At 38.0% G+C, this 20,517-nt stretch carries 22 protein-coding genes; 1 reads left to right on the top strand and 21 read right to left on the bottom strand.

The features are described 5' to 3' along the window. Positions 1 to 2: 2 nt before the first annotated feature. The 11 genes from dnaB to LIS78_RS26715 all read right to left on the bottom strand — a co-directional run bounded on the left by dnaB (position 3) and on the right by LIS78_RS26715 (position 9,811). Positions 3 to 1,367, bottom strand: a complete 1,365-nt coding sequence (gene dnaB / locus LIS78_RS26665; protein WP_013059909.1) for a replicative DNA helicase — start codon at positions 1,365 to 1,367, stop codon at positions 3 to 5. 116 nt (positions 1,368 to 1,483) lie between these two features. Continuing rightward, positions 1,484 to 1,933 carry a 50S ribosomal protein L9 gene (gene rplI / locus LIS78_RS26670; RefSeq protein ID WP_013059910.1) on the bottom strand — a complete coding sequence of 150 codons (450 nt, stop codon included), beginning with the start codon at positions 1,931 to 1,933 and terminating at the stop codon, positions 1,484 to 1,486. Further along, entirely contained in the window at positions 1,930 to 3,903 is a 1,974-nt protein-coding gene (locus LIS78_RS26675) for a DHH family phosphoesterase (protein ID WP_025752414.1), read from the bottom strand. The genes rplI and LIS78_RS26675 overlap by 4 nt, the downstream gene beginning before the upstream one ends. A 36-nt stretch (positions 3,904 to 3,939) precedes the next feature. Beyond that, on the bottom strand, positions 3,940 to 4,884 hold the full coding sequence (locus LIS78_RS26680) for a YybS family protein (RefSeq protein WP_195781503.1): 945 nt from the start codon (positions 4,882 to 4,884) through the stop codon (positions 3,940 to 3,942). A gap of 138 nt (positions 4,885 to 5,022) precedes the next feature. Next, the gene (gene rpsR / locus LIS78_RS26685; protein WP_013059913.1) at positions 5,023 to 5,262 is read right to left on the bottom strand and encodes a 30S ribosomal protein S18; all 240 of its coding nucleotides are present in this window, start codon (positions 5,260 to 5,262) and stop codon (positions 5,023 to 5,025) included. A gap of 66 nt (positions 5,263 to 5,328) precedes the next feature. Beyond that, a complete protein-coding gene (gene ssb, locus LIS78_RS26690; RefSeq protein ID WP_013059914.1) occupies positions 5,329 to 5,829 on the bottom strand; it encodes a single-stranded DNA-binding protein in 501 nt (166 codons plus the stop codon). A 47-nt stretch (positions 5,830 to 5,876) separates the two neighbouring features. Continuing rightward, positions 5,877 to 6,164, bottom strand: a complete 288-nt coding sequence (gene rpsF, locus LIS78_RS26695) for a 30S ribosomal protein S6 (protein WP_013059915.1) — start codon at positions 6,162 to 6,164, stop codon at positions 5,877 to 5,879. A gap of 189 nt (positions 6,165 to 6,353) precedes the next feature. Beyond that, the gene (gene ychF, locus LIS78_RS26700) at positions 6,354 to 7,454 is read right to left on the bottom strand and encodes a redox-regulated ATPase YchF (protein ID WP_013059916.1); all 1,101 of its coding nucleotides are present in this window, start codon (positions 7,452 to 7,454) and stop codon (positions 6,354 to 6,356) included. Positions 7,455 to 7,624: 170 nt separating this feature from the next. After that, entirely contained in the window at positions 7,625 to 7,822 is a 198-nt protein-coding gene (locus LIS78_RS26705) for a DUF951 domain-containing protein (protein ID WP_013059917.1), read from the bottom strand. A 14-nt stretch (positions 7,823 to 7,836) separates the two neighbouring features. Continuing rightward, entirely contained in the window at positions 7,837 to 8,730 is an 894-nt protein-coding gene (locus tag LIS78_RS26710; RefSeq protein WP_195781502.1) for a mechanosensitive ion channel family protein, read from the bottom strand. A gap of 67 nt (positions 8,731 to 8,797) precedes the next feature. Further along, positions 8,798 to 9,811: a YkvI family membrane protein gene (locus tag LIS78_RS26715; RefSeq protein ID WP_195781501.1), complete on the bottom strand. Its 1,014-nt coding sequence runs from the start codon at positions 9,809 to 9,811 to the stop codon at positions 8,798 to 8,800. Between the two features lie 86 nt (positions 9,812 to 9,897). Between LIS78_RS26715 and yyaC the strand changes: the two genes are divergently transcribed. Continuing rightward, positions 9,898 to 10,518: a spore protease YyaC gene (yyaC, locus tag LIS78_RS26720; protein ID WP_195781500.1), complete on the top strand. Its 621-nt coding sequence runs from the start codon at positions 9,898 to 9,900 to the stop codon at positions 10,516 to 10,518. Between the two features lie 32 nt (positions 10,519 to 10,550). Here yyaC and LIS78_RS26725 read toward each other — a convergent pair whose 3' ends face one another. From LIS78_RS26725 to rpmH, 10 genes are all read right to left on the bottom strand, one after another. Continuing rightward, the gene (locus LIS78_RS26725; protein WP_195781499.1) at positions 10,551 to 11,420 is read right to left on the bottom strand and encodes a ParB/RepB/Spo0J family partition protein; all 870 of its coding nucleotides are present in this window, start codon (positions 11,418 to 11,420) and stop codon (positions 10,551 to 10,553) included. After that, complete coding sequence (locus tag LIS78_RS26730; RefSeq protein WP_013059922.1) at positions 11,392 to 12,174, bottom strand: ParA family protein; 783 nt, start codon at positions 12,172 to 12,174, stop codon at positions 11,392 to 11,394. Before LIS78_RS26730 ends, LIS78_RS26725 begins: the two co-directional genes overlap by 29 nt. A gap of 117 nt (positions 12,175 to 12,291) precedes the next feature. Continuing rightward, on the bottom strand, positions 12,292 to 13,167 hold the full coding sequence (gene noc, locus LIS78_RS26735; RefSeq protein WP_195781498.1) for a nucleoid occlusion protein: 876 nt from the start codon (positions 13,165 to 13,167) through the stop codon (positions 12,292 to 12,294). A gap of 135 nt (positions 13,168 to 13,302) precedes the next feature. Continuing rightward, positions 13,303 to 14,019 carry a 16S rRNA (guanine(527)-N(7))-methyltransferase RsmG gene (rsmG, locus tag LIS78_RS26740; protein WP_013085565.1) on the bottom strand — a complete coding sequence of 239 codons (717 nt, stop codon included), beginning with the start codon at positions 14,017 to 14,019 and terminating at the stop codon, positions 13,303 to 13,305. 30 nt (positions 14,020 to 14,049) lie between these two features. Then, the gene (mnmG, locus tag LIS78_RS26745; RefSeq protein WP_195781497.1) at positions 14,050 to 15,939 is read right to left on the bottom strand and encodes a tRNA uridine-5-carboxymethylaminomethyl(34) synthesis enzyme MnmG; all 1,890 of its coding nucleotides are present in this window, start codon (positions 15,937 to 15,939) and stop codon (positions 14,050 to 14,052) included. Positions 15,940 to 15,961: 22 nt separating this feature from the next. Next, positions 15,962 to 17,350 (bottom strand): tRNA uridine-5-carboxymethylaminomethyl(34) synthesis GTPase MnmE, encoded by a 1,389-nt coding sequence (mnmE, locus tag LIS78_RS26750; RefSeq protein WP_195781496.1) that lies wholly within the window; start codon positions 17,348 to 17,350, stop codon positions 15,962 to 15,964. 308 nt (positions 17,351 to 17,658) lie between these two features. After that, a complete protein-coding gene (gene jag / locus LIS78_RS26755; RefSeq protein ID WP_195781495.1) occupies positions 17,659 to 18,288 on the bottom strand; it encodes an RNA-binding cell elongation regulator Jag/EloR in 630 nt (209 codons plus the stop codon). Continuing rightward, positions 18,285 to 19,049 carry a YidC family membrane integrase SpoIIIJ gene (gene spoIIIJ, locus LIS78_RS26760; RefSeq protein WP_014457668.1) on the bottom strand — a complete coding sequence of 255 codons (765 nt, stop codon included), beginning with the start codon at positions 19,047 to 19,049 and terminating at the stop codon, positions 18,285 to 18,287. The genes jag and spoIIIJ overlap by 4 nt, the downstream gene beginning before the upstream one ends. A gap of 115 nt (positions 19,050 to 19,164) precedes the next feature. Beyond that, on the bottom strand, positions 19,165 to 19,518 hold the full coding sequence (gene rnpA / locus LIS78_RS26765; protein WP_013059929.1) for a ribonuclease P protein component: 354 nt from the start codon (positions 19,516 to 19,518) through the stop codon (positions 19,165 to 19,167). A gap of 110 nt (positions 19,519 to 19,628) precedes the next feature. Continuing rightward, complete coding sequence (rpmH, locus tag LIS78_RS26770) at positions 19,629 to 19,763, bottom strand: 50S ribosomal protein L34 (protein ID WP_013059930.1); 135 nt, start codon at positions 19,761 to 19,763, stop codon at positions 19,629 to 19,631. Positions 19,764 to 20,517: the final 754 nt, after the last annotated feature.

Below are 20,517 nucleotides of genomic sequence, written 5' to 3' on the forward strand. Positions count from 1 at the left end.
TTTTATGCACCAGGCGGCACTCCTGCGTCATCAAAGCGCCGCTCGAGATTAACGAATTTATTGTACTCTTTTACGAAAGCAAGCTGTACGGTTCCAACTGGACCGTTACGCTGCTTGGCTATAATAATCTCGATAATATTTTGATTTTCTGTATCTTTTTCATAATAGTCTTCACGATATAAGAAAGCTACGATATCAGCATCCTGCTCAATACTTCCTGATTCACGGATATCAGACATCATTGGTCGCTTATCTTGTCTCTGCTCTACCCCACGGGAAAGCTGTGATAAGGCGATAACAGGAACTTCTAATTCACGAGCTAAAGCTTTTAACGCACGAGAAATTTCAGATACTTCCTGCTGTCGGTTTTCTCCGCTTCGTCCATTTCCTTGAATAAGCTGTAAGTAGTCAATTAAAATCATCCCAAGCCCGCCTTCTTGTTTCAAGCGACGACACTTAGAACGAATTTCACCTACTCGGATACCCGGTGTATCGTCAATATAAATCCCTGCATTGGACAAAGATCCCATTGCCATAGTGAGCTTTCCCCAGTCATCAGCTGTAAGCGAACCTGTACGCAGCCTTTGTGCATCAATATTTCCTTCCGCACACAGCATCCTCATAACAAGCTGCTGAGCACCCATCTCTAAACTGAAGATGGCTACGTTCTCATCCGTTTTCGTTGCAACGTTTTGCGCAATATTTAAGGCAAAAGCCGTTTTACCTACCGATGGTCGGGCCGCTACAATGATTAAATCATTTCGCTGGAACCCTGCTGTCATTCTATCTAAATCACTAAACCCGGTTGGGATACCTGTAATGTCACCTTTTCGATTATGAAGAACTTCGATATCATCGTACGTTTGTACAAGTACATCTTTGATATTTTGAAACACACCGCTGTTTTTACGCTGTGCTACTTCTAAAATGTTTTTTTCCGCTTCATTTAATAAAACTTCTACTTCGTCTTCCCTTGCATATCCTTCTGAAGCAATATGCGTTGCAGTACGAATTAAACGGCGTAAAATCGACTTTTCTTCTACGATTTTACCGTAATACTCTACGTTTGCAGCCGTTGGAACAGAGTTAGCTAAATCACTTAAATACGATACGCCGCCAACTTCTTCTAAGATTTTTTGGTCAGCTAATTCAGACGTTACCGTTACCAAATCAACCGGTTCACCTTGGTCAGAAAGTTTCAGCATGCATGTAAAGATTTTCTGGTGCGATGCCCGGTAAAAATCTTCAGGTATTAGCAGTTCAGATGCTAAGGTTAAAGAAGAAGGCTCTAAGAAAATGGCCCCTAATAGCGCTTGCTCTGCTTCAATATTCTGAGGCGGAAGACGATCAGCAAAAAGATCACTCATATTTCTATGCCCCTCTTATATTCTTTCAGTATTTTCTTTCATCATAAATGTTGGCGCGAACAAATACAAGTCCGCGCCAACCCTTTATATTATTTACTTATTTCTCAATCTTACGTTTATTTTTGTTCAGTCACGTGTACCTTTACAGTAGCCGTTACTTCCGGATGTAATTTAACCGGTACATTTGTGTAGCCTAATGCGCGAATTGCATCATTTAATTCAATTTTACGCTTATCTACTTTAATTTTGTGCTTTTTCTTTAATTCTTCAGCAATTTGTTTGCTTGTGATAGAACCGAATAAACGGCCACCTTCACCAGATTTTGCTGTTAATTCAACTGTCAGTTCTTCAAGAGTTGCTTTTAACTCTTTGTTCGCTTGAAGTTCTGCAGCTGCATCTTTTTGCTCTCTATTTTTTTGTGCTTCTAATACTTTCACATTACCGCCTGTAGCTTCAACAGCATAACCATTTTTTAATAAGAAGTTATGTGCATAACCGTCTGAAACATTTTTCACTTCACCTTTTTTGCCTTTTCCTTTTACATCTTTTAAGAAAATTACTTTCATGATTTTTTACCTCCATCTAAGTACTCATCAATTGCTTGTTTAAGCCGTTCTTCAGCTTCATCCAAACTAATGTCTTGAAGCTGAGTAGCAGCATTCGTTAAGTGGCCTCCGCCTTGGAGGCTTTCCATAATAACTTGTACATTGATATCTCCAAGCGATCTAGCACTAATGCCAATTAGATTATCCCGTCGCTTAGAAATAACAAACGAAGCAACCACTCCGCTGATTGAAAGCAGCGTATCTGCAGCTTGCGCAATTAACACTTGATCATACATTTTGTTTGGTTCAGCTCGTGAAATAGCAATACCTGCTGTATAAATCTCTGCATGTTCAATAAAGCGTGCTCGCTGTACATATTGCGTGATATCTTCTTTTAAAAACTTTTGAACAAGAACCGTGTCTGCGCCTTGAGAACGTAAAAAGGACGCTGCATCAAACGTACGAGATCCCGTGCGTAATGTAAAGCTTTTTGTATCGACAATAATACCGGCTAAAAGTGCTGTTGCTTCTAGCATATCAATTTTAAATCGTTTTGGCTGGTATTCAAGAAGCTCAGTAACGAGTTCTGCTGTCGAGGAAGCATATGGCTCCATATAGACAAGAAGAGGATCTTCGATAAAGTCTTCTCCTCGTCTATGATGATCAATGACCACGACATTTTCAATACGATTTAATAACCTTTCTTCAATAACGAGCGATGGCTTATGCGTATCTACTACTACTAAAAGAGTATCATCGCTCACAAGATTTAAGGCTTCTTCAGGCGTAATAAATCGTTCCCACAGGCCTTCTTTCTTTTTAATTTCTTCTAGCATTCGCTGAACGCCTGTATCAATATGATCAGGATCTAATACGATAAAACCGTCTTTCTGATTTACTTGCGCTACTTTTAATATCCCAATAGCAGCTCCTACAGCATCCATATCCGGATACTTATGACCCATGATAATCACTTTTCCACTCTCTGTAATGAGCTCTTTTAACGCGTGAGAAATAACTCTTGCACGCACGCGCGTCCGTTTTTCCATTGGGTTTGTCTTGCCCCCAAAGAATTTCACTTTTCCATTCGGCTGTTTAATCGCTACTTGATCTCCACCTCGACCTAAGGCCAAATCCAAGCTAGATTGAGCTAAAGCACCCAGCTCAGGTAAATCAGCAGCACCAGCTCCGATACCGATGCTCAATGTAAGCGGTATATTTTGTTTAGACGTCTCTTCTCGAACTTGGTCTAAGATAGAAAATTTGCTTCGCTCTAAATGAATTAAGATTTGTTCATTCATAATCGCAATAAATTTCTCAGAAGACGTACGTTTAATAAAAATACCGTATTCTTGAGCCCAACTATTTAACATAGAGGTTACTTGGCTATTCAAGTTACTTTTAACTTGATCATCCATTCCTTGCGTTAGTTCATCATAATTATCTAAAAAGATAATACCTAAACTTGTTCGTTCTTCTTCATACAATTTTTCGATTTCTATTTGCTCTGTAATATCAAAGAAGTACAGTAAGCGCTCGTCTCGTTTAATCACCACTTTAAATTTCCGATCATGCAACGTGACAACTTCTGTTTCCACTTCTTGTTTGATCAGTGGAATAATACTTTCGGCTACATCGTATAATGATCTTCCCACTAGTGTGTCTTCACCCAGACAAGATGCTAGAAAAGGATTGGTCCATTCAATTTGATATTCATCATTAAACAGCATAATCCCAATCGGCATTTCCATTAATGCCTCTTCGCCTACTTTTTTCAGCCGATGAGACAGCATTGAAATATAAGTTTCAAACTCATCGGACAGCATTCGCTCCATTCTCATGTATAGAAAAAGACAGGCTAATAGTAATATAAAGCCTATCATTCCTATGATCCAATTATGATAGGTCACGATACCTACTAAAATCAGAGCTATACTATACAATGAGTAAAATGGATAGCGAATGACGTTCTTTTTTGTAAAGACAGGCATCCATTTCAGCTCCTACTTTTTTAAGTTCCACAATATCTACTTTTTTGTGTCTAATTGTTTTCTTAAATTAAATCCTAAATCAATTATACCTAAGATGCGCACAATTTGAAGGATAATTGGAATAATTAATGCTAAAATTGTTACAACAATTGGAATTGCTTTGGCATACCCTTTTTGATGTGAGAAATAGAAAATAAAAGAGATCCCTTGTAACACTACTAGCATTTGCAGTCCCATCACGATGTTGATAATAGCTATGTACATAAATGTACCTTGTTCAATATTAAAAGATGGGAAGGATAAGATTAATGCAATCAAATAATACCATAGAATACTTTTAGGAAGTTTAAATTCACGAAAAGGCGGGAATGCTTGCACCTCATAACCTGTTCTTTTAAGAATAGGCGTAGCAATAAACTGAGAGAAAAAGGCCAGAATAACTCCGCCCATAACAATTAATAGAGGCAACAGATTTTTAAACATATCAAATGCATCTCTCATTTGGTCAATTTGAGATTCCTTAACGTCTTGTCCTAAACTTTTCATCATTTCAATACTTTGATTAATCGATTGATCTAAAGCATTATTTATTTGCTCCATTAAATTAACATTAAAAATGACATTTGCTCCTACGAACAATAAAAGTAAACCTAAACTAAATGCAACCGTGCCGCCTAGTAAAATGGTATACCTTTTTTGTTTTTGTCGGTAAAGCATTCCTATTGCTAATCCACCAATACCAAATACAAATGTAAAAGGAAGAGTCAACACATTTCCAAATAACAAAGTCAATAACAACCCTACTACTAAAAATAATATTGCCTTTTTCCACCCATGACGAACGGTATACACAATAAATGGAACAGCTAGCGCTAGTTGAAAAATGGTTCCCACAACAGGTATGTATAGTGAAAAAAGCAACAGCGCCACAAACAGCGCTAAAAGAGCTGCTCCTTCTGTAATATATCGAATTCCTTTCACAACTTCACCTCGTTGATATAGACTATTATTTATTTTATCGATTCAATTCATAAGAAGCAACTATTTGGCAAAAGAGCACCTATGTAATGTAAAAAGAGGCAGTAAGGGAATCCTTACTGCCTCTTTTTATACCGTTCATTATTCACCAGAAACATATGGTAATAATGCCATTTGACGAGCGCGTTTGATAGCGATCGTTAATTTACGTTGGTATTTAGCGCTTGTTCCAGTTACACGACGAGGTAAAATTTTACCACGCTCTGAAACGAATTTTTTAAGCATATCTACATCTTTGTAATCGATGTGAGTGATGCCGTTTGCTGTGAAGAAACAAACTTTACGACGTCTGTTGCGTCCACCTTTACGTCCACCTGCCATTTTGATACGCCTCCTTCCGCTTAAAAGTTTCTATAAAATTTTATACTCCGGATAATCTACTGCGAATTAAAACGGTAAATCGTCATCTGAAATGTCAATTGTCTCGCCATTATTTGCAAATGGATCATCATCAACGCGAGTATAACCTTGATTACCTGAGTTACGGTTCTGATTATCTCCAAATGGAGAGCCTTGTCCAGATCCTCCAGTGTTAGCAAAGTTACTGCGTTGCGTATCCCCACCGCCACTTTTCGGCTCTAAAAATTGCACACTTTCCGCTACAACTTCCGTTACGTATACGCGACGACCGTCTTGTCCTTCGTAACTGCGAGATTGTAGTCGACCATCAACACCAGCTAAACTTCCTTTTTTAAGGAAATTCGCTGCATTTTCAGCCTGACGACGCCATACAACACAGTTGATGAAGTCAGCTTCACGTTCACCTTGCTGATTTGTAAATGTGCGGTTTACCGCTAAAGTGAATGTTGCAACCGCTGCTCCACTCGGGGTATAACGTAATTCAGGATCTTTGGTTAAGCGTCCTACGAGAATTACGCGATTCATCATCAGAACCACTCCTTAAGGAAATAAAACCCATTTATTTAAACGTTTAATTATGCTTCTTGTTTAACAACGATATGACGGATAATGTCTTCGTTGATTTTCGCAAGACGATCAAATTCAGAAACTGCTTCTGAAGTAGCCGCCACGTCAAGAATCATGTAGTAACCGTCACGGAAATCATTGATTTCGTATGCTAAACGACGTTTACCCCATTCTTTAACATTTGCGATTTCAGCACCATTATCAGTTAATACGCCGTTGAAGCGCTCAACTAATGCTTTCTTTGCTTCGTCATCAATGCTTGGACGGATGATGTACATTACTTCATACTTTCTCATCACTGTCACCTCCTTTTGGTCTAACGGCCCGAAACGGGCAAGGAGCAATAAAATATTACTCACGAATTAAAATTATAGCATACTACTATAGGCAAAGCAATATGCATTGCGGGCTGTTTCGTAAATATACGCTAATATTTTCGCCAACGACAAAAGCCGAAAGAAGATATCTTCTTTCGGCTTTTAATCTTATACGTTAAAGCGGAAATGCATAACGTCTCCGTCTTTTACGATGTATTCTTTTCCTTCTAAACGTACTTTTCCAGCTTCACGAGCTGCTCCCATTGTTTTGGCAGCTAATAAATCCTCGTATGACACCGTTTCTGCACGAATAAACCCACGTTCAAAATCTGTATGAATAATACCTGCACACTCAGGAGCTTTCATACCTTGTGTAAACGTCCACGCGCGTACTTCTTGCTCACCAGCTGTAAAGTACGTAGCTAATCCAAGTAAATCGTACGCTGCACGTACAAGCTGATCTAGACCTGACTGTTCAATGCCTAGTTCTTCAAGGAACATTGCTTTTTCTTCTCCTTCAAGTTCAGCAATTTCAGATTCAATGCGTGCGCAAACAACAATTACTTCTGCACCTTCACTTGCCGCATACTCACGCACTTTTGCTACATATTCGTTAGCAGATGCATCGGCTACTTCATCTTCAGAAACGTTTGCTACATAAAGAATAGGTTTGATCGTTAGCAAATGAAATTGTTTTACTAATTTCATTTGTTCTTCTGTAAATGATACAGCACGAGCTGGCTGATCACTTTCAAATGCATTCTTTAGTTTCTCTAGAATTTCGTATTCATACATTGCTTCTTTATCTTTTTGTTTAGCCATTTTTTGAACACGGCCAATACGCTTCTCTACCGTTTCTAAATCTGCTAAAATCAACTCTAAATTAATTGTTTCAATATCTGAAATAGGATCTACTTTTCCTGAAACGTGCGTGATGTTTTCATCTTCAAAACAACGCACAACGTGACAAATTGCATCTACTTCTCGAATATGAGATAAGAATTTATTTCCCAGTCCTTCACCTTTACTAGCACCCTTTACGATTCCAGCGATATCTGTGAATTCAAATGCTGTTGGAATTGTTTTTTTAGGTTTTACAAGCTCTGTAAGTTTTTGAAGACGATGATCAGGTACTTCTACAATACCTACGTTAGGATCAATCGTACAGAAAGGGTAGTTCGCAGATTCTGCGCCCGCTTGTGTAATTGCATTAAATAATGTTGATTTTCCAACGTTAGGAAGACCAACAATTCCAGCTGTTAAAGCCATATATTTATTCACTCCTCTTTATATATCCGAAACAAGTTAACCTGTCACAATTATAGTGAGTCAACTTTTGAAATACAAGTTTGATAAAGAACCTTTAACCGCATGGCGTTAAGGTGCTTCATTTTGTCCCACCTTACAGTATAAGGCATAAACATAGAAAATGCATGAGGTTATTCCTCATGCTTTACAAGAATTTTTTTCATTTTACGTGCAAAATCACGTCTTGGAATCATTACGCTATGACCGCAGCCTTCACATTTAATACGAATATCCATTCCCATTCGAATGATTTTCCATTCATTTGTACCGCAAGGATGAGGTTTTTTCATTTCCACAACGTCATTTAAACCAAATTCTTTTTCCGTCATCAGCTCTCTCCTCCTTATTTCCCTTTCAACGTCGACGAATGCTGTGCTTCTTCTGTACGATTATACATAACCATACGAGGAAATGGAACTTCAATGCCATGTTCATTTAGCCTTGTACGCACTTCTTTACGAATCATACGAGAAATATGGAAATGTCTCATTGGTTTTACTTCGCTTGTAATCCTCATTGTGACTTCAGTTGCATGGATATTTTGAACCCCCAGCAATTCAGGAGTTTTAACCATATCTTCATAGCGGCTTGGCAATTCTTCTAAGAGCTCTAAAATCACTTGTTCTGCTTTTTGTATGTTTTCTTCATAAGAAATGCTTACATCAACGAAAGCTACGCTGTTATGTAAAGAAAAATTAGTGACCTCCACAATACTGCCATTGGGCAAAATATTAATTTCGCCGGTCCAACTCTTAATCTTTGTTGTTCGCAACCCAATTTCTTCCACAGTTCCTTCAAATGTTCCTACTCGAACATAATCGCCAACGGAGAACTGATCTTCAAAGATAATAAAAAACCCCGTGATGATGTCTTTCACTAAGTTTTGAGCACCAAACCCTACCGCGAGCCCTACGATTCCAGCCCCCGCTAGCAATCCACGGACATCTACCGATAATGTTTCTAAAATCATAACTCCCGCAACGAAATAAATAGCATAAGAAAAAACATTCTGAAGCAAGCGGACCATCGTAGCTTCTCGTCGCTCAGAAATACGCAGAGGGCTATTTGTGCGAACCTCTACAAATTTATTTAACGCTTGCTTTCCAATCCGAATTAAAAACATGGAAATAAGCAGAATCAACAGAATTTTTATAAATCCCTCTCCAATATGTGCCCACGTTTCTTCTTGAAAAAATGGCTCAAACACGTTCTTAAAAACTGACTTCAACGAATTCATACTACATGTAGCTCCTATCGTAACATAATCTACATACGAGAAAGTTTTAATCTATTGTAGCAAGTTTCTACGAACTTTTGTAGCGATTTCGAAATGGATACAATAGAACGGCTGTTACTAAAAATAAATTGACGATTCCATACATTGGATACAAAACGGCAATCAAAGTAGAAAAACCTAACTTTGTAAAGGGAATCATTAAAAGTAGCCAGCAGGCTGCCAGTTTCCAAAGAGATTGCACCTTTTCAGTATGAAAACGCGCGGTCAGTCCTAAGATTCCCGATACGGCTGTTGTATAAATTGCAATGAGCAAAACAATGCTCATTAAAAACAGCATCGTATAAGGGAAGTCTTTAAGAATGGCGAATAATGGAATTTCATAAGAGGAAAGAAGGCCTGAAACTTGAATAAGCGATTCATTATAAATAAAGGAGAGCCCTCCTAATAAAAAACCACTGCCAACACTTGCAATATAAATCTCTTTTTTGCTTTTAATTTCCTTTCCAATTGTAGATAATACCGCGACAAGAGGAAGAATATTTAAAGCCGTAAAGGTAAAAGCAGCAGGCCAATTATGCTGAAGATGCCAATCAGTTACTCCAGGATGACGTAAAACAAATGTAAGAAGTACGCCAGCTAGTCCAATCATTAAGATTGGCATAACGAAAGAATTGATAGAAAGAAGCCCATTTAATCCTCTTGAAAAAACAAAGACGATAAACGCACTAAGAGCGCCAATTCCCCACCAGTAAGGAACATGCCACATTTCCAATGTCGCCCCACCGCCCGCGATCATAATCACCGTCGTCGTGAACAAATAAAAAACGATTAAAACATCGTAGGCTGCAGCCCATCTCTTTCCTATTAATTCAATTAGTACTGGGTAAAATTGATTGGTTCGGTAGCGATAGCTGATTTGCATAATCACATTGCAAGAAATCGCAAAAATAATAGAAAATAGAAAAATAGCAAGTCCGCTTTCTTCGCCAAAAAACTGCCATAGCTCCCTCCCTGAAGCATATCCAGCGCCTATCATGGTTCCCATAATTAAAAATATCCATTTACATCCTGCTCCCCACATCGATTTTCCCCCAATCCATGAAATATATGTATAGAATCTTCAAAATCTTCGTATACTGTTACTATTATGTATAAGGAGTGGACCCTATGAATTTAAAATCTCCCTTCTTTGAGAAGACACAACATTCAACCCGCGTATTTCATGATGAAGAATCTGCTACAAAGAAGCTGAGTACACAGTTACTATCTTTACTTCCAGCACAGAAAGACAGACCAATTGTTTTTGTATGTATTGGAACGGACCGTTCAACTGGGGACTCATTGGGTCCATTAGTCGGAACGAAACTGAATGAAAAAAAGGTTTCATCTTTTCACATTTTTGGAACGTTAGAAGAGCCTGTCCATGCTGTTAATTTGAAAGAAACGTTAAAACATATTCAAAAGCTTTTTCCGAATCCTTTTATTATTGGAATTGATGCTTGTTTAGGTCGTATGAAAAGCGTAGGCTCTGCATCACTTGGAATAGGACCCGTTAAACCAGGAGCAGGAGTTAATAAAGAATTGCCGCCAGTCGGGGATATTCATATAACAGGGGTTGTCAACGTGAGCGGATTTATGGAGTTTTTCGTCTTGCAAAATACGAGACTTCACCTCGTTATGTGCATTGCCGATTTAATTGCGAAAAGTATTGAGACTGCGCACAACGAACGAGAGAAAGAGTTTAATGCTTCTTCGGTTTACCAAACTGTAAGACATTATAAACAATAAAAAAGGTTGTCCTAAAACTAGGACAACCTTTTTTATACAGAAGATTTGTTAGTCTCAGAAAGATCGTTAAATAATTCAAGAAGACGGTTTAAATCTTCTTTAGAGAAAAATTCGATTTCAATTTTTCCTTTTTTCTTGCTTTGTGTAATGTGAACGGAGGTACCAAAACGCTCACGAAGCTGTGTTTCACTTTGTTTTATAAATAAATCTTTATCTTTTTTAGTTTTTGATGTTTCACGTGGAACGGCTTTATTTAAGTGGGCAATATAAGCCTCTAGCTGTCTGACATTCAATTGTTCCTTGCGTATTTTTTCAACGACTTTAGGTAGAAGAGCTTTATTTTTTAAACCGACTAGCGTACGCCCGTGGCCCATAGATAATTCATTAGTAGAAATGAGGGTTTGAATTTCCTCAGGCAGTTGCAAGAGGCGAACATAGTTAGCAATATGAGGTCGGCTTTTTCCCAGTCGTGTAGCAAGTTGCTCCTGTGTCATATCGAGCTTATCCATAAGCAATTGATAAGCGGTTGCTTCTTCAATTGGCGTCAAATCTTCACGCTGTAAATTCTCTAACAAAGCTAGTTCCATCATTTGCTTTTCTGAAAAGTCTTTTATAATGACAGGAACAGTAGCAAGGTCGGCTTCTTTAGCAGCTCTAAATCGTCTTTCACCCGCTAAGATTTCATAGCCTTTAATGCTTTTGCGAGCTACAATAGGCTGTAAGATGCCATGATGTAAAATGGATTGCTTTAACTCATTAATTGCTTCTTTATTAAACGTTTTACGTGGTTGATAGGGGTTGGGTCTGAGTTCGTGAATAGCAACTTCCTGAATTGAATCATCAGCCTGTGCATCTAAGCCTGAAAATAAGGCATTAATTCCTTTCCCTAATCCTTTCGCCATTATAAATCACTTCCTTTGCAAGTTCCGTATAAACTGCGGCCCCTCTAGATCTTGCATCATATAAGATAATTGGTTCACCATGACTAGGCGCTTCGCTCAAACGAACATTTCGAGGAATAATCGTTTGATAAACGCGATCCTGAAAGTACTTCTTCACTTCTGCTGTTACCTGCAGTCCTAAATTTGTGCGTGCGTCAAGCATAGTCAGCAATACACCTTCGATACGCAGTTGATTATTCAAATGTTTTTGGACTAATCTAACGGTATTTAGCAATTGACTTAATCCTTCAAGCGCATAATATTCACACTGTACAGGTATTAAAACAGAATCAGCTGCCGTTAACGCATTTAATGTCAGTAAACCAAGAGAAGGGGGACAATCAATAATAACATAATCAAAGTGATCTTTCACCGTTTCTAAAGCTCTCTTAAGTCGAACTTCACGTGAAATAGTCGACACTAATTCAATTTCTGCACCAGCTAATTGAATGGTCGCGGGAATGATTGACAAATTTTCGACAGCTGTTGAACGCACAACGTTTTTGGCTTCCATATCTTCCACTACTACATTGTAAATACATTCATCTACATCTGCTTTATCTATGCCAACTCCACTCGTAGCGTTACCCTGTGGATCTCCGTCTACAAGTAGAACCTTTTTTCCTTGTTCAGCTAAACAAGCTCCTAAATTAACAGCGGTTGTTGTTTTTCCAACTCCGCCTTTTTGATTCGCAACTGCCACAATTTTCCCCATGTTGTCACCTACTTTCATTTCCATCCCATTTGTCCAGACAGTTTAATTGTTCATTGAATTTTCTGACGAAAAACTTTGATAAAAAAGCCTCATCAAAAAAAGATGAGGGCTATTTCTTTATTTTTTCGGAATCTTAATAGTAAACTGAAAATATTCATCAAACTCTTCTTCTTCCGTGTTTAATGAAATACCGCTGTCACTAACCATTGTCAAGGATTGACGAATTGTATTCATTGCGATACGCGTATCTTTACTAAACGCTTTTCTTTTTGCTTTTGGCTTTTTAACCTGCGTTTCTAACAATTTAACTACTCGATCTTCCGTTTGTTTTACATTTAATTGTTTTTCAATAATCTCAGCTAATACTTGAAGTTGTTTTTCTTGATTTTTGAGGGGAATGAGCGCTCTTGCATGTCGCTCTGTAATCAATTTTTGTTTGATTGCTTCTTGTATTTCAACAGGAAGCTTTAACAAACGAAGCTTGTTTGCAATTGTGGATTGGCCTTTTCCTAAACGTTGAGCTAATGCCTCTTGGGTAAGATTATGTAACTCAATTAACTTTGCGTAGGCTAGTGCTTCTTCGATAGCCGTTAGCTCTTCACGTTGTAAGTTTTCTATTAAAGCCACAGAGGCCGTTTCTGTATCGTTAAAATGTTTCACAATTGCAGGAACCGTATCCCATCCTAAGCTTTGTACAGCTCTCCACCGGCGTTCTCCAGCAATTAATTCGTATTCTTCGCCCTCAGTCGGTCGAACCACAATAGGTTGAATAATACCGTGTGTATGAATAGTAAGAGCTAGCTCTTCAATTTTTGCTTCATTAAACACAGTACGCGGCTGATAACGATTCGGAATAATACTTGAAACCCTAATTTGTTTTACTTCATCTCTTAAAACTTTTTCGACATTTTCATCTTGGACAGTTTCAATCTCTACATGAATATCCTCATCTTTTTCTTTTAAATTAAAAAAACGTGAAAAAGCAGATTTCATAGTCCCACACCACCTTCAGGAAAATCCCGCCTTAAACTAATTCGATGTTTTTTAATCATATCCTGCTTTCTAAACAGAAAATATAGAGAAGAAAATGTTTCATATGAAACATTTTCTTCTCTATCTATTTAATGCCTACTCTAGTGGAAGCTTAACTGGGGTACCAGGTTTTCTAGGATATTTTTTAGGCGTTTTCTTTATTTTGTCTATTAAAATAATGTAACGTTCACTTTGCTCCAAAGGCAATTGGAAATGTTCAATCGACTTCACTTTTCCACCTAATACTTGGAATGATTTTTCTCCATTTTTTAATTCCTCAGGGGCAGAAGCACCTTTCATTGCTAAAAAGCGTCCTTGTTCTTTAACAAGCGGTAAGCAAAATTCATTAAGAACGGAGATACGTGCCACGGCTCTTGCCGTTACAAGATCGAATGACTCGCGAATCGTTTCTTTTTTACCAAATGTTTCAGCTCGATCATGACATAGTGTGACATTGTCTAGTTCAAGCTCATTTACAAGATGCGTTAAAAACGTAATACGCTTTTGTAACGAATCAACGATTGTTACATGCAAATGCGGGAAGCAAATTTTTATCGGAATACTTGGAAATCCTGCTCCTGCACCTACATCACACATGGATTCAATTTCTGTAAAGTCTTGAAAGAAAGCAGCTGAAATAGAATCGTAAAAATGCTTCTCATACACTTCACCGTGATCAGTGATAGCAGTTAAATTCATTTTTTCGTTCCATTCCACTAAAACTTGATAATACTTTTCAAATTGATTCAGCTGTTTAGAAGAAAGAGAAATTCCCTTTTCTTCTAATAGCTGTTGAAACTGTTGAATATTCATTGAGTTTCCCTTTCTTCGCGCCTAAGAGTTTTAATCATTTGATACTTTAGCGATGCGCCCTTGTTCAATATAAACAAGCAAGATTGAAATATCAGCTGGGTTGACTCCAGAAATACGTGAAGCTTGCGCTACCGTTAGGGGACGCACTTGGTTTAATTTTTGACGTGCTTCTGTAGCTAAACCGTTAATTGCATCGTAATCGATATAATCAGGAATCTTTTTGTTTTCTAACTTCTTCAAGCGTTCAACTTGTTGAAGTGATTTCTGAATATATCCTTCGTATTTCACCTGAATTTCTACTTGTTCAGCTACTTCAGGATCTACCGTCTCATCAGCTGGTGCTAATTGATGAATATGAGTATATGTCATTTCAGGGCGGCGAAGTAAATCTGTCGCACGAATGCCATCTTTTAATTCGCTGCCGCCAGCTTCTTTAATCAGTTTTTGAACAGTTTCATTTGGCTTAATAATAAAGGAGAAAAGACGTTTCTTCTCTTGCTCGATTTCCGCTTTCTTTTGTTCAAATTTAGCATAGCGCTCATCGCTGATTAATCCTAGTTCACGACCAATTTCAGTGAGACGTAAATCAGCGTTATCATGACGAAGCAATAAACGATATTCTGCACGAGACGTTAGTAGACGATACGGTTCATTTGTTCCTTTTGTTACTAAATCATCCACCAATACACCGATGTAAGCATCAGAACGTCCTAAGATGACTTCTTCTTGTTCCAGCGCTCTTCTTCCCGCGTTAATTCCAGCAAGAAGACCTTGGCCTGCAGCTTCTTCATAACCAGATGTTCCGTTAATTTGTCCAGCCGTATAAAGATTTTTAATTTTCTTCGTTTCAAGCGTTGGCCATAACTGAGTCGGAACAATTGCATCATATTCAATAGCATAGCCCGCACGCATCATTTGGACTTTTTCAAGACCAGGAATTGTCGCAAGCATTTGACGCTGTACGTGCTCAGGAAGGCTTGTTGATAGTCCTTGAACATATACTTCTTGCGTATTTCGTCCTTCTGGCTCTAAGAAAATTTGGTGGCGCGGTTTATCATTAAAGCGCACAACCTTATCTTCAATAGATGGACAGTAGCGCGGTCCAGTACCTTTGATCATCCCAGAATACATAGGAGATAAGTGGAGGTTGTCATCAATAATTTGATGAGTTTGTTCACTTGTATATGTTAACCAGCAAGGCAATTGATCTGTAATGTACTGTGTTGTTTCGTATGAGAAAGCACGAGGCACATCATCCCCAGGCTGAATCTCCGTTTTGCTGTAATCAATAGTTGAGCTATTAACACGAGGTGGAGTTCCTGTTTTAAAACGGACCATGTCCAGTCCTAACTCCTCTAAGTGTTCAGAAAGCTTAATAGCCGGTTGTTGATTATTAGGACCGCTTGAATATTTTAGTTCACCTAAAATAATTTCCCCTCGTAAGAATGTCCCTGTCGTAATAACAACTGTTTTAGCTTTATACACAGCTCCCGTTTGAGTGACAACGCCCGTACATACACCGTCTTCTACGATTAACTGTTCTACCATGCCTTGCATAAGCGTTAGATTTTCTTCATTTTCTAACGTTTTTTTCATTTCATGCTGATAAGCAAATTTATCTGCTTGAGCTCTAAGTGCTCGAACGGCTGGACCTTTTCCCGTGTTTAACATTCTCATTTGAATATGAGTTTTATCGATATTTCTACCCATTTCTCCGCCAAGAGCATCAATTTCACGTACGACAATACCTTTTGCAGGACCGCCTACAGAAGGGTTGCAGGGCATAAACGCCACCATGTCTAAGTTGATGGTCAACGTTAACGTTTTAGCACCCATACGCGCAGAAGCAAGTGCCGCTTCACAACCTGCATGACCTGCTCCAATGACAATAACATCATATTGTCCACCTTCATATTGCATAATAGTAGCCTCCTTTAATAATCTATTTTCCTAAACAGAATTGAGAGAACAACTGATCAATTAAGCTTTCGTGAACAGCATCACCAATAATTTCACCTAATAGTTCCCACGTTCTTGTTAAATCAATTTGGACAATATCGATTGGAACACCACTTTCAATGCCTGTGATGGCCTCATCGATAGCTCCTCTTGCTTGCGTTAAAAGCGCAATATGTCTCGTATTAGATAAATATGTTAAATCTTGAGATTCAATTGTTCCTCCAAAGAAAAGAGCTGCGATTGCTTCTTCAAGCTGATCTACTCCTTTTTCTTGAAGAAGCGAAGTCGTCACTACTGGATGATCACCAGCAAATTGCTGCACTTCCTCTAGATTAATTTTTTGCTCAAGATCTGTTTTATTCACAATCACGATAACGTCCATGCCTTTTACAGCTTCAAATAGCTTTTTATCTTCGTCCGTTAGTTCTTCATTGAAATTCAACACAAGCAAAATTAAATCTGCTTCTTTCAAATACTGACGGGAGCGTTCCACACCAATTCGTTCTACAATATCTTCTGTTTCACGAATTCCAGCTGTATCAACTAATCGCAGAGGAACTCCTCGCACATTGACGTACTCTTCAATTACATCTCGCGTCGTTCCAGGAATGTCTGTGACAATGGCCTTTGCATCTTGCACTAAACTATTTAGAAGAGAAGATTTCCCTACATTAGGACGTCCAATAATAACCGTAGCCAATCCTTCTCTTAAAATTTTCCCTTGATGAGAGGTTTGAAGAAGCTTATCAATTTCTTGGCGTACATTTGAAGCTTTTTCGATCAATACTTGGTGAGTCATTTCCTCTACATCGTCATATTCTGGGTAGTCAATGTTTACTTCTACATGGGCAAGTGTTTCGAGAATTTCCTGCCGTAAATGACGTACTAGCTTGGACAAACGCCCTTCCATTTGGCCAATCGCCATATTCATCGCTTTATCTGTTTTGGCACGAATTAAATCCATCACAGCTTCTGCTTGTGATAAGTCTACTCGACCATTTAAAAATGCTCGTTTTGTAAACTCACCCGGCTCAGCTAAACGGGCACCATTTGCAATAACTAACTGCAGCACACGATTAACGGATACAATTCCTCCGTGACAGTTAATTTCAATAATGTCTTCTCTGGTAAATGTCTTGGGACCTTTCATAATGGAAAGCATCACTTCTTCAACGACTTGCTCCGTCTTGGGATCTACGATATGACCGTAGTGAATGGTATGAGAAGCTACGTCTGTTAATCGTTTATTCGAAACGCTTTTAAAGATACGATCTGCAATCGTAATTGCTTCTTCACCACTCAGGCGGACGATGGCAATAGCTCCTTCTCCCATTGGTGTAGAAATGGCCGCAATTGTATCAAAATCTAGCACCAACTTCACCTCATTTCATTTTATAAACCTTTTATTTTAAACGATGTTATATACTATCATCGTTAACAATTTTCCACGAACAAAAACATCTATTTTAAGGCCCATGATTTGTATGAACCAAATAAATAGGATACCACAATTCACCGATTTGGAACATCTCTAAGGTTCTTCTGTTATGCACAGCAAGAAAAACAGGCAGTATGTACTATTTTAACTTATCCACATGTGAATAACAACGTATGCATCTTGATTTTTTTGAACGCTGGATCGATAAAAATAAGCACATAAAAAAGCACTAGCTTATTTTGCTAGTGCTTTTTGGCAACTGGCTGAATCAAAATACTTCTTTTGGGTTCTTTGCCAACGGATTGTGTCTCAACTAAAGAATTTTTAGCTAACGCTTGGTGAATCATTTTTCTTTCATGAGAAGGCATTGGTTCTAGTTGAACAGATCGATTCGTTTTGATCGCCTGATTAGCTATTTTTAATGCCAGTTTTTCAACCATTTCTTTTCGTTTTTCTCGGTAGCCTTCTGGATTTAATACAACATTTAAAAATTGCTGACTGTATCGATTAGCTACCAGTTGTGTGAGAAGCTGGAGCGCATTGAGGGTTTGTCCATGTTTTCCAATCAACATTCCCGCTGAATCGCTACTAATCTCAATTATGCAGTTTCTCGAGGTTTTTTTGACGTTCGTATGAATCGAAATCCCCATTTCACGGCTAACATTTGTAATAAAATGAACCGCTTCCTCTACAGGGTCAACTATTTTTGTAACTTTTACAACTGCGGGTTTTCCCTTAAAGATTCCTAAAAATCCTTTTTTGCCTGGTTCAATTATTTCTACATTTGTTTGATTTCGCTCTACTTCTAAAGCATCTAATGCTTCTTGAACAGCAGCTTCAATCGTCTGGGCCGTAATTGTGATTTCGTTCATTTTTTAACCCCTTCAATATTCGCTTGTTTTAAGTCTGGCCCTTTAATGAAGTAGGTTTGAATAATCATAAATAGATTTCCCACTACCCAATAAAGAGATAAGGCGGCTGGAAAATTGATTGCAAAAACCACAATCATGATCGGCATAACCCAAAGCATCATAGCCATTTGAGGATTTTGATTTGCATTTCCGGCCATCATCATCTTTTGCTGAATAAACGTTGTGATGCCGGCGACAATTGGTAAGATAAATAGCGGATCACGCGCACCTAAATCAAACCATAAAAAGCTGTTGTTTGCGATTTCCGACGTTCGTGTAATCGCGTGGAAAATCCCAATAAGAATGGGCATTTGAATTAGAATTGGGAAGCACCCAGCTAAAGGATTTACTCCGTAAGTTTGGAATAATGCCATCGTTTCTTTCTGCAATTGCTGTTGCGTCTGGGCATCTTTTGAACTGTACTTCTCCTTTAACTTCTGCATTTCGGGCTGAAGCATCTGCATTGCTTTCGTGTTTCTCATCTGTTTAATCATAAGCGGTAGAATAAGTAAGCGAATCAGGATTGTGACAACGATGATCGCAACTCCATAGCTTTTAAATACCTCCGCCAGATACGTAATGACTAATGACAGCGGATACACAACATACTCATTCCAAAAACCTTTACTATCATCTGTAATAGGTTGGTTAATTTCCGTACAACCCGCTAAAACAGTTAATAGAAAGATAAGCGTTATCCCTAAAAACAACTTCTTCTTCACCTGTTTTTCCTCCTTCTACATGTTCACCTTTCAATTCTGAAAGTGCGTCAAAATCCATTATATAAGGATGCGGTAGAAAAACAACAGCTATTAAAGGCTTTTCTTCTATTGTTTATTAATCGTTTTGTCTATGTGTAAGTAATTTGCCACGCTTAAAGACATGCTGCAAGCTGCTTTTAATTTCTTCATAGCTCATTGTTGCAGCAGGCTGCCTTGCAATTACAATATAATCTTTGTCTTGCTTTAAATACGGTGTGAATTCAAACATAATTTGTTTAGCAAGGCGCTTAACTCGATTACGAGTCACGGCATTTCCAATCTTTTTACCCACGGAGAATCCTACGCGGAAATGTTCTTGATCCGGTTTGTCTAGAACATACAAGACAAATTGGCGATTCGCTACGGACTTGCCCTTTTTAAAAACTGTTTGAAATTCATCATTCTTTTTTATACGATATCTTTTTTTCATTTTTAACAACTCCTGCCCTTTTTCAGGTCATGCTTTTATGTAGTCCCTACAGGAACAGAGGTGATTTTAGCCTTATAAAGCGAAAAAAGACCACTGGCGTCAGTGGTCTATTATGCTGATAATACTTTTCTTCCTTTACGACGACGACGAGCTAAAACTTTACGTCCATTCGCTGAGCTCATACGAGCGCGGAAACCGTGTACTTTACTGTGCTTACGTTTGTTTGGTTGGTAAGTTCTTTTCATCTATAAACACCTCCTCGAGGAATAACTGAAAAAGACAGTCCTTGCAATTATAATGAAAAGACTAAGAAGATGTCAATGTTATTTAAAAAATAAAATTTTCAATCTCTTGGTTTCATTATCTGTTTTACTCAATCTTCTTCATTCTAATATCTTTATAACCCAATTGTCTATACCTAATCAATAAAATTCATTGATTTATTAAAGAAAAAAATTTTCCTTTTCATCTCTTTTTCTTTCTCTACCAGCTGCGATCGCATCGTTACTGAACAAAACTACAACAATACATGTTATAAAAAGCCTCTTTTTTATTCAAATTCTTCTCTTAAACCTTTGTGGATAAGTTTTTTCGACATTTTTCTACTTTTCCATTTCTTATCGACAACTCATGCACACTATCTTGTGTTGTGGAAAACTTTTCTCCACAAGGTGTAGTGATTGTGGATAAGTTTCGAAAATTCATTGCATCATGCCCAATTCTTTGATATTATATTTTTGTTTTCACTCTTAATTACTTTTCCACAGTTGGTTTTTATCCACAAACTGTGGACAACTTGTGGACATCATTTCCACTATCACTGTATAAAGTTATCCACACCATGTGGAATCTGTCGAATAGTCGGCTTTCTTCTATAATATATATTTACCCACATAATAGCAATTGTATAAATATAAATTTTTTATGCATAAGGTTTTGTACAGGTTGTACAAGAGTTGTACAAAGCGCATAAAAGCTAGAAAAAGGAGGGATTGCTCG

This window comes from Priestia megaterium, from assembly GCF_023824195.1.
GTDB lineage: Bacteria > Bacillota > Bacilli > Bacillales > Bacillaceae_H > Priestia > Priestia megaterium_D.

Bases quoted from the DNA above. Each gene is read 5' to 3' on its own strand.
- dnaB (WP_013059909.1), bottom strand. From the start codon at position 1,367: ATGAGTGATCTTTTTGCTGATCGTCTTCCGCCTCAGAATATTGAAGCA.
- ssb (WP_013059914.1), bottom strand. From the start codon at position 5,829: ATGATGAATCGCGTAATTCTCGTAGGACGCTTAACCAAAGATCCTGAA.
- rpsR (WP_013059913.1), bottom strand. From the start codon at position 5,262: ATGGCAGGTGGACGTAAAGGTGGACGCAACAGACGTCGTAAAGTTTGT.
- ychF (WP_013059916.1), bottom strand. From the start codon at position 7,454: ATGGCTTTAACAGCTGGAATTGTTGGTCTTCCTAACGTTGGAAAATCA.
- yyaC (WP_195781500.1), top strand. From the start codon at position 9,898: ATGAATTTAAAATCTCCCTTCTTTGAGAAGACACAACATTCAACCCGC.
- LIS78_RS26715 (WP_195781501.1), bottom strand. From the start codon at position 9,811: ATGTGGGGAGCAGGATGTAAATGGATATTTTTAATTATGGGAACCATG.
- LIS78_RS26705 (WP_013059917.1), bottom strand. From the start codon at position 7,822: ATGACGGAAAAAGAATTTGGTTTAAATGACGTTGTGGAAATGAAAAAA.
- LIS78_RS26675 (WP_025752414.1), bottom strand. From the start codon at position 3,903: ATGCCTGTCTTTACAAAAAAGAACGTCATTCGCTATCCATTTTACTCA.
- rpmH (WP_013059930.1), bottom strand. From the start codon at position 19,763: ATGAAAAGAACTTACCAACCAAACAAACGTAAGCACAGTAAAGTACAC.
- jag (WP_195781495.1), bottom strand. From the start codon at position 18,288: ATGAACGAAATCACAATTACGGCCCAGACGATTGAAGCTGCTGTTCAA.
- noc (WP_195781498.1), bottom strand. From the start codon at position 13,167: ATGAAATCTGCTTTTTCACGTTTTTTTAATTTAAAAGAAAAAGATGAG.
- mnmG (WP_195781497.1), bottom strand. From the start codon at position 15,939: ATGCAATATGAAGGTGGACAATATGATGTTATTGTCATTGGAGCAGGT.
- LIS78_RS26730 (WP_013059922.1), bottom strand. From the start codon at position 12,174: ATGGGGAAAATTGTGGCAGTTGCGAATCAAAAAGGCGGAGTTGGAAAA.
- LIS78_RS26710 (WP_195781502.1), bottom strand. From the start codon at position 8,730: ATGAATTCGTTGAAGTCAGTTTTTAAGAACGTGTTTGAGCCATTTTTT.
- rnpA (WP_013059929.1), bottom strand. From the start codon at position 19,518: ATGAAAAAAAGATATCGTATAAAAAAGAATGATGAATTTCAAACAGTT.
- rsmG (WP_013085565.1), bottom strand. From the start codon at position 14,019: ATGAATATTCAACAGTTTCAACAGCTATTAGAAGAAAAGGGAATTTCT.
- rpsF (WP_013059915.1), bottom strand. From the start codon at position 6,164: ATGAGAAAGTATGAAGTAATGTACATCATCCGTCCAAGCATTGATGAC.
- rplI (WP_013059910.1), bottom strand. From the start codon at position 1,933: ATGAAAGTAATTTTCTTAAAAGATGTAAAAGGAAAAGGCAAAAAAGGT.
- LIS78_RS26725 (WP_195781499.1), bottom strand. From the start codon at position 11,420: ATGGCGAAAGGATTAGGGAAAGGAATTAATGCCTTATTTTCAGGCTTA.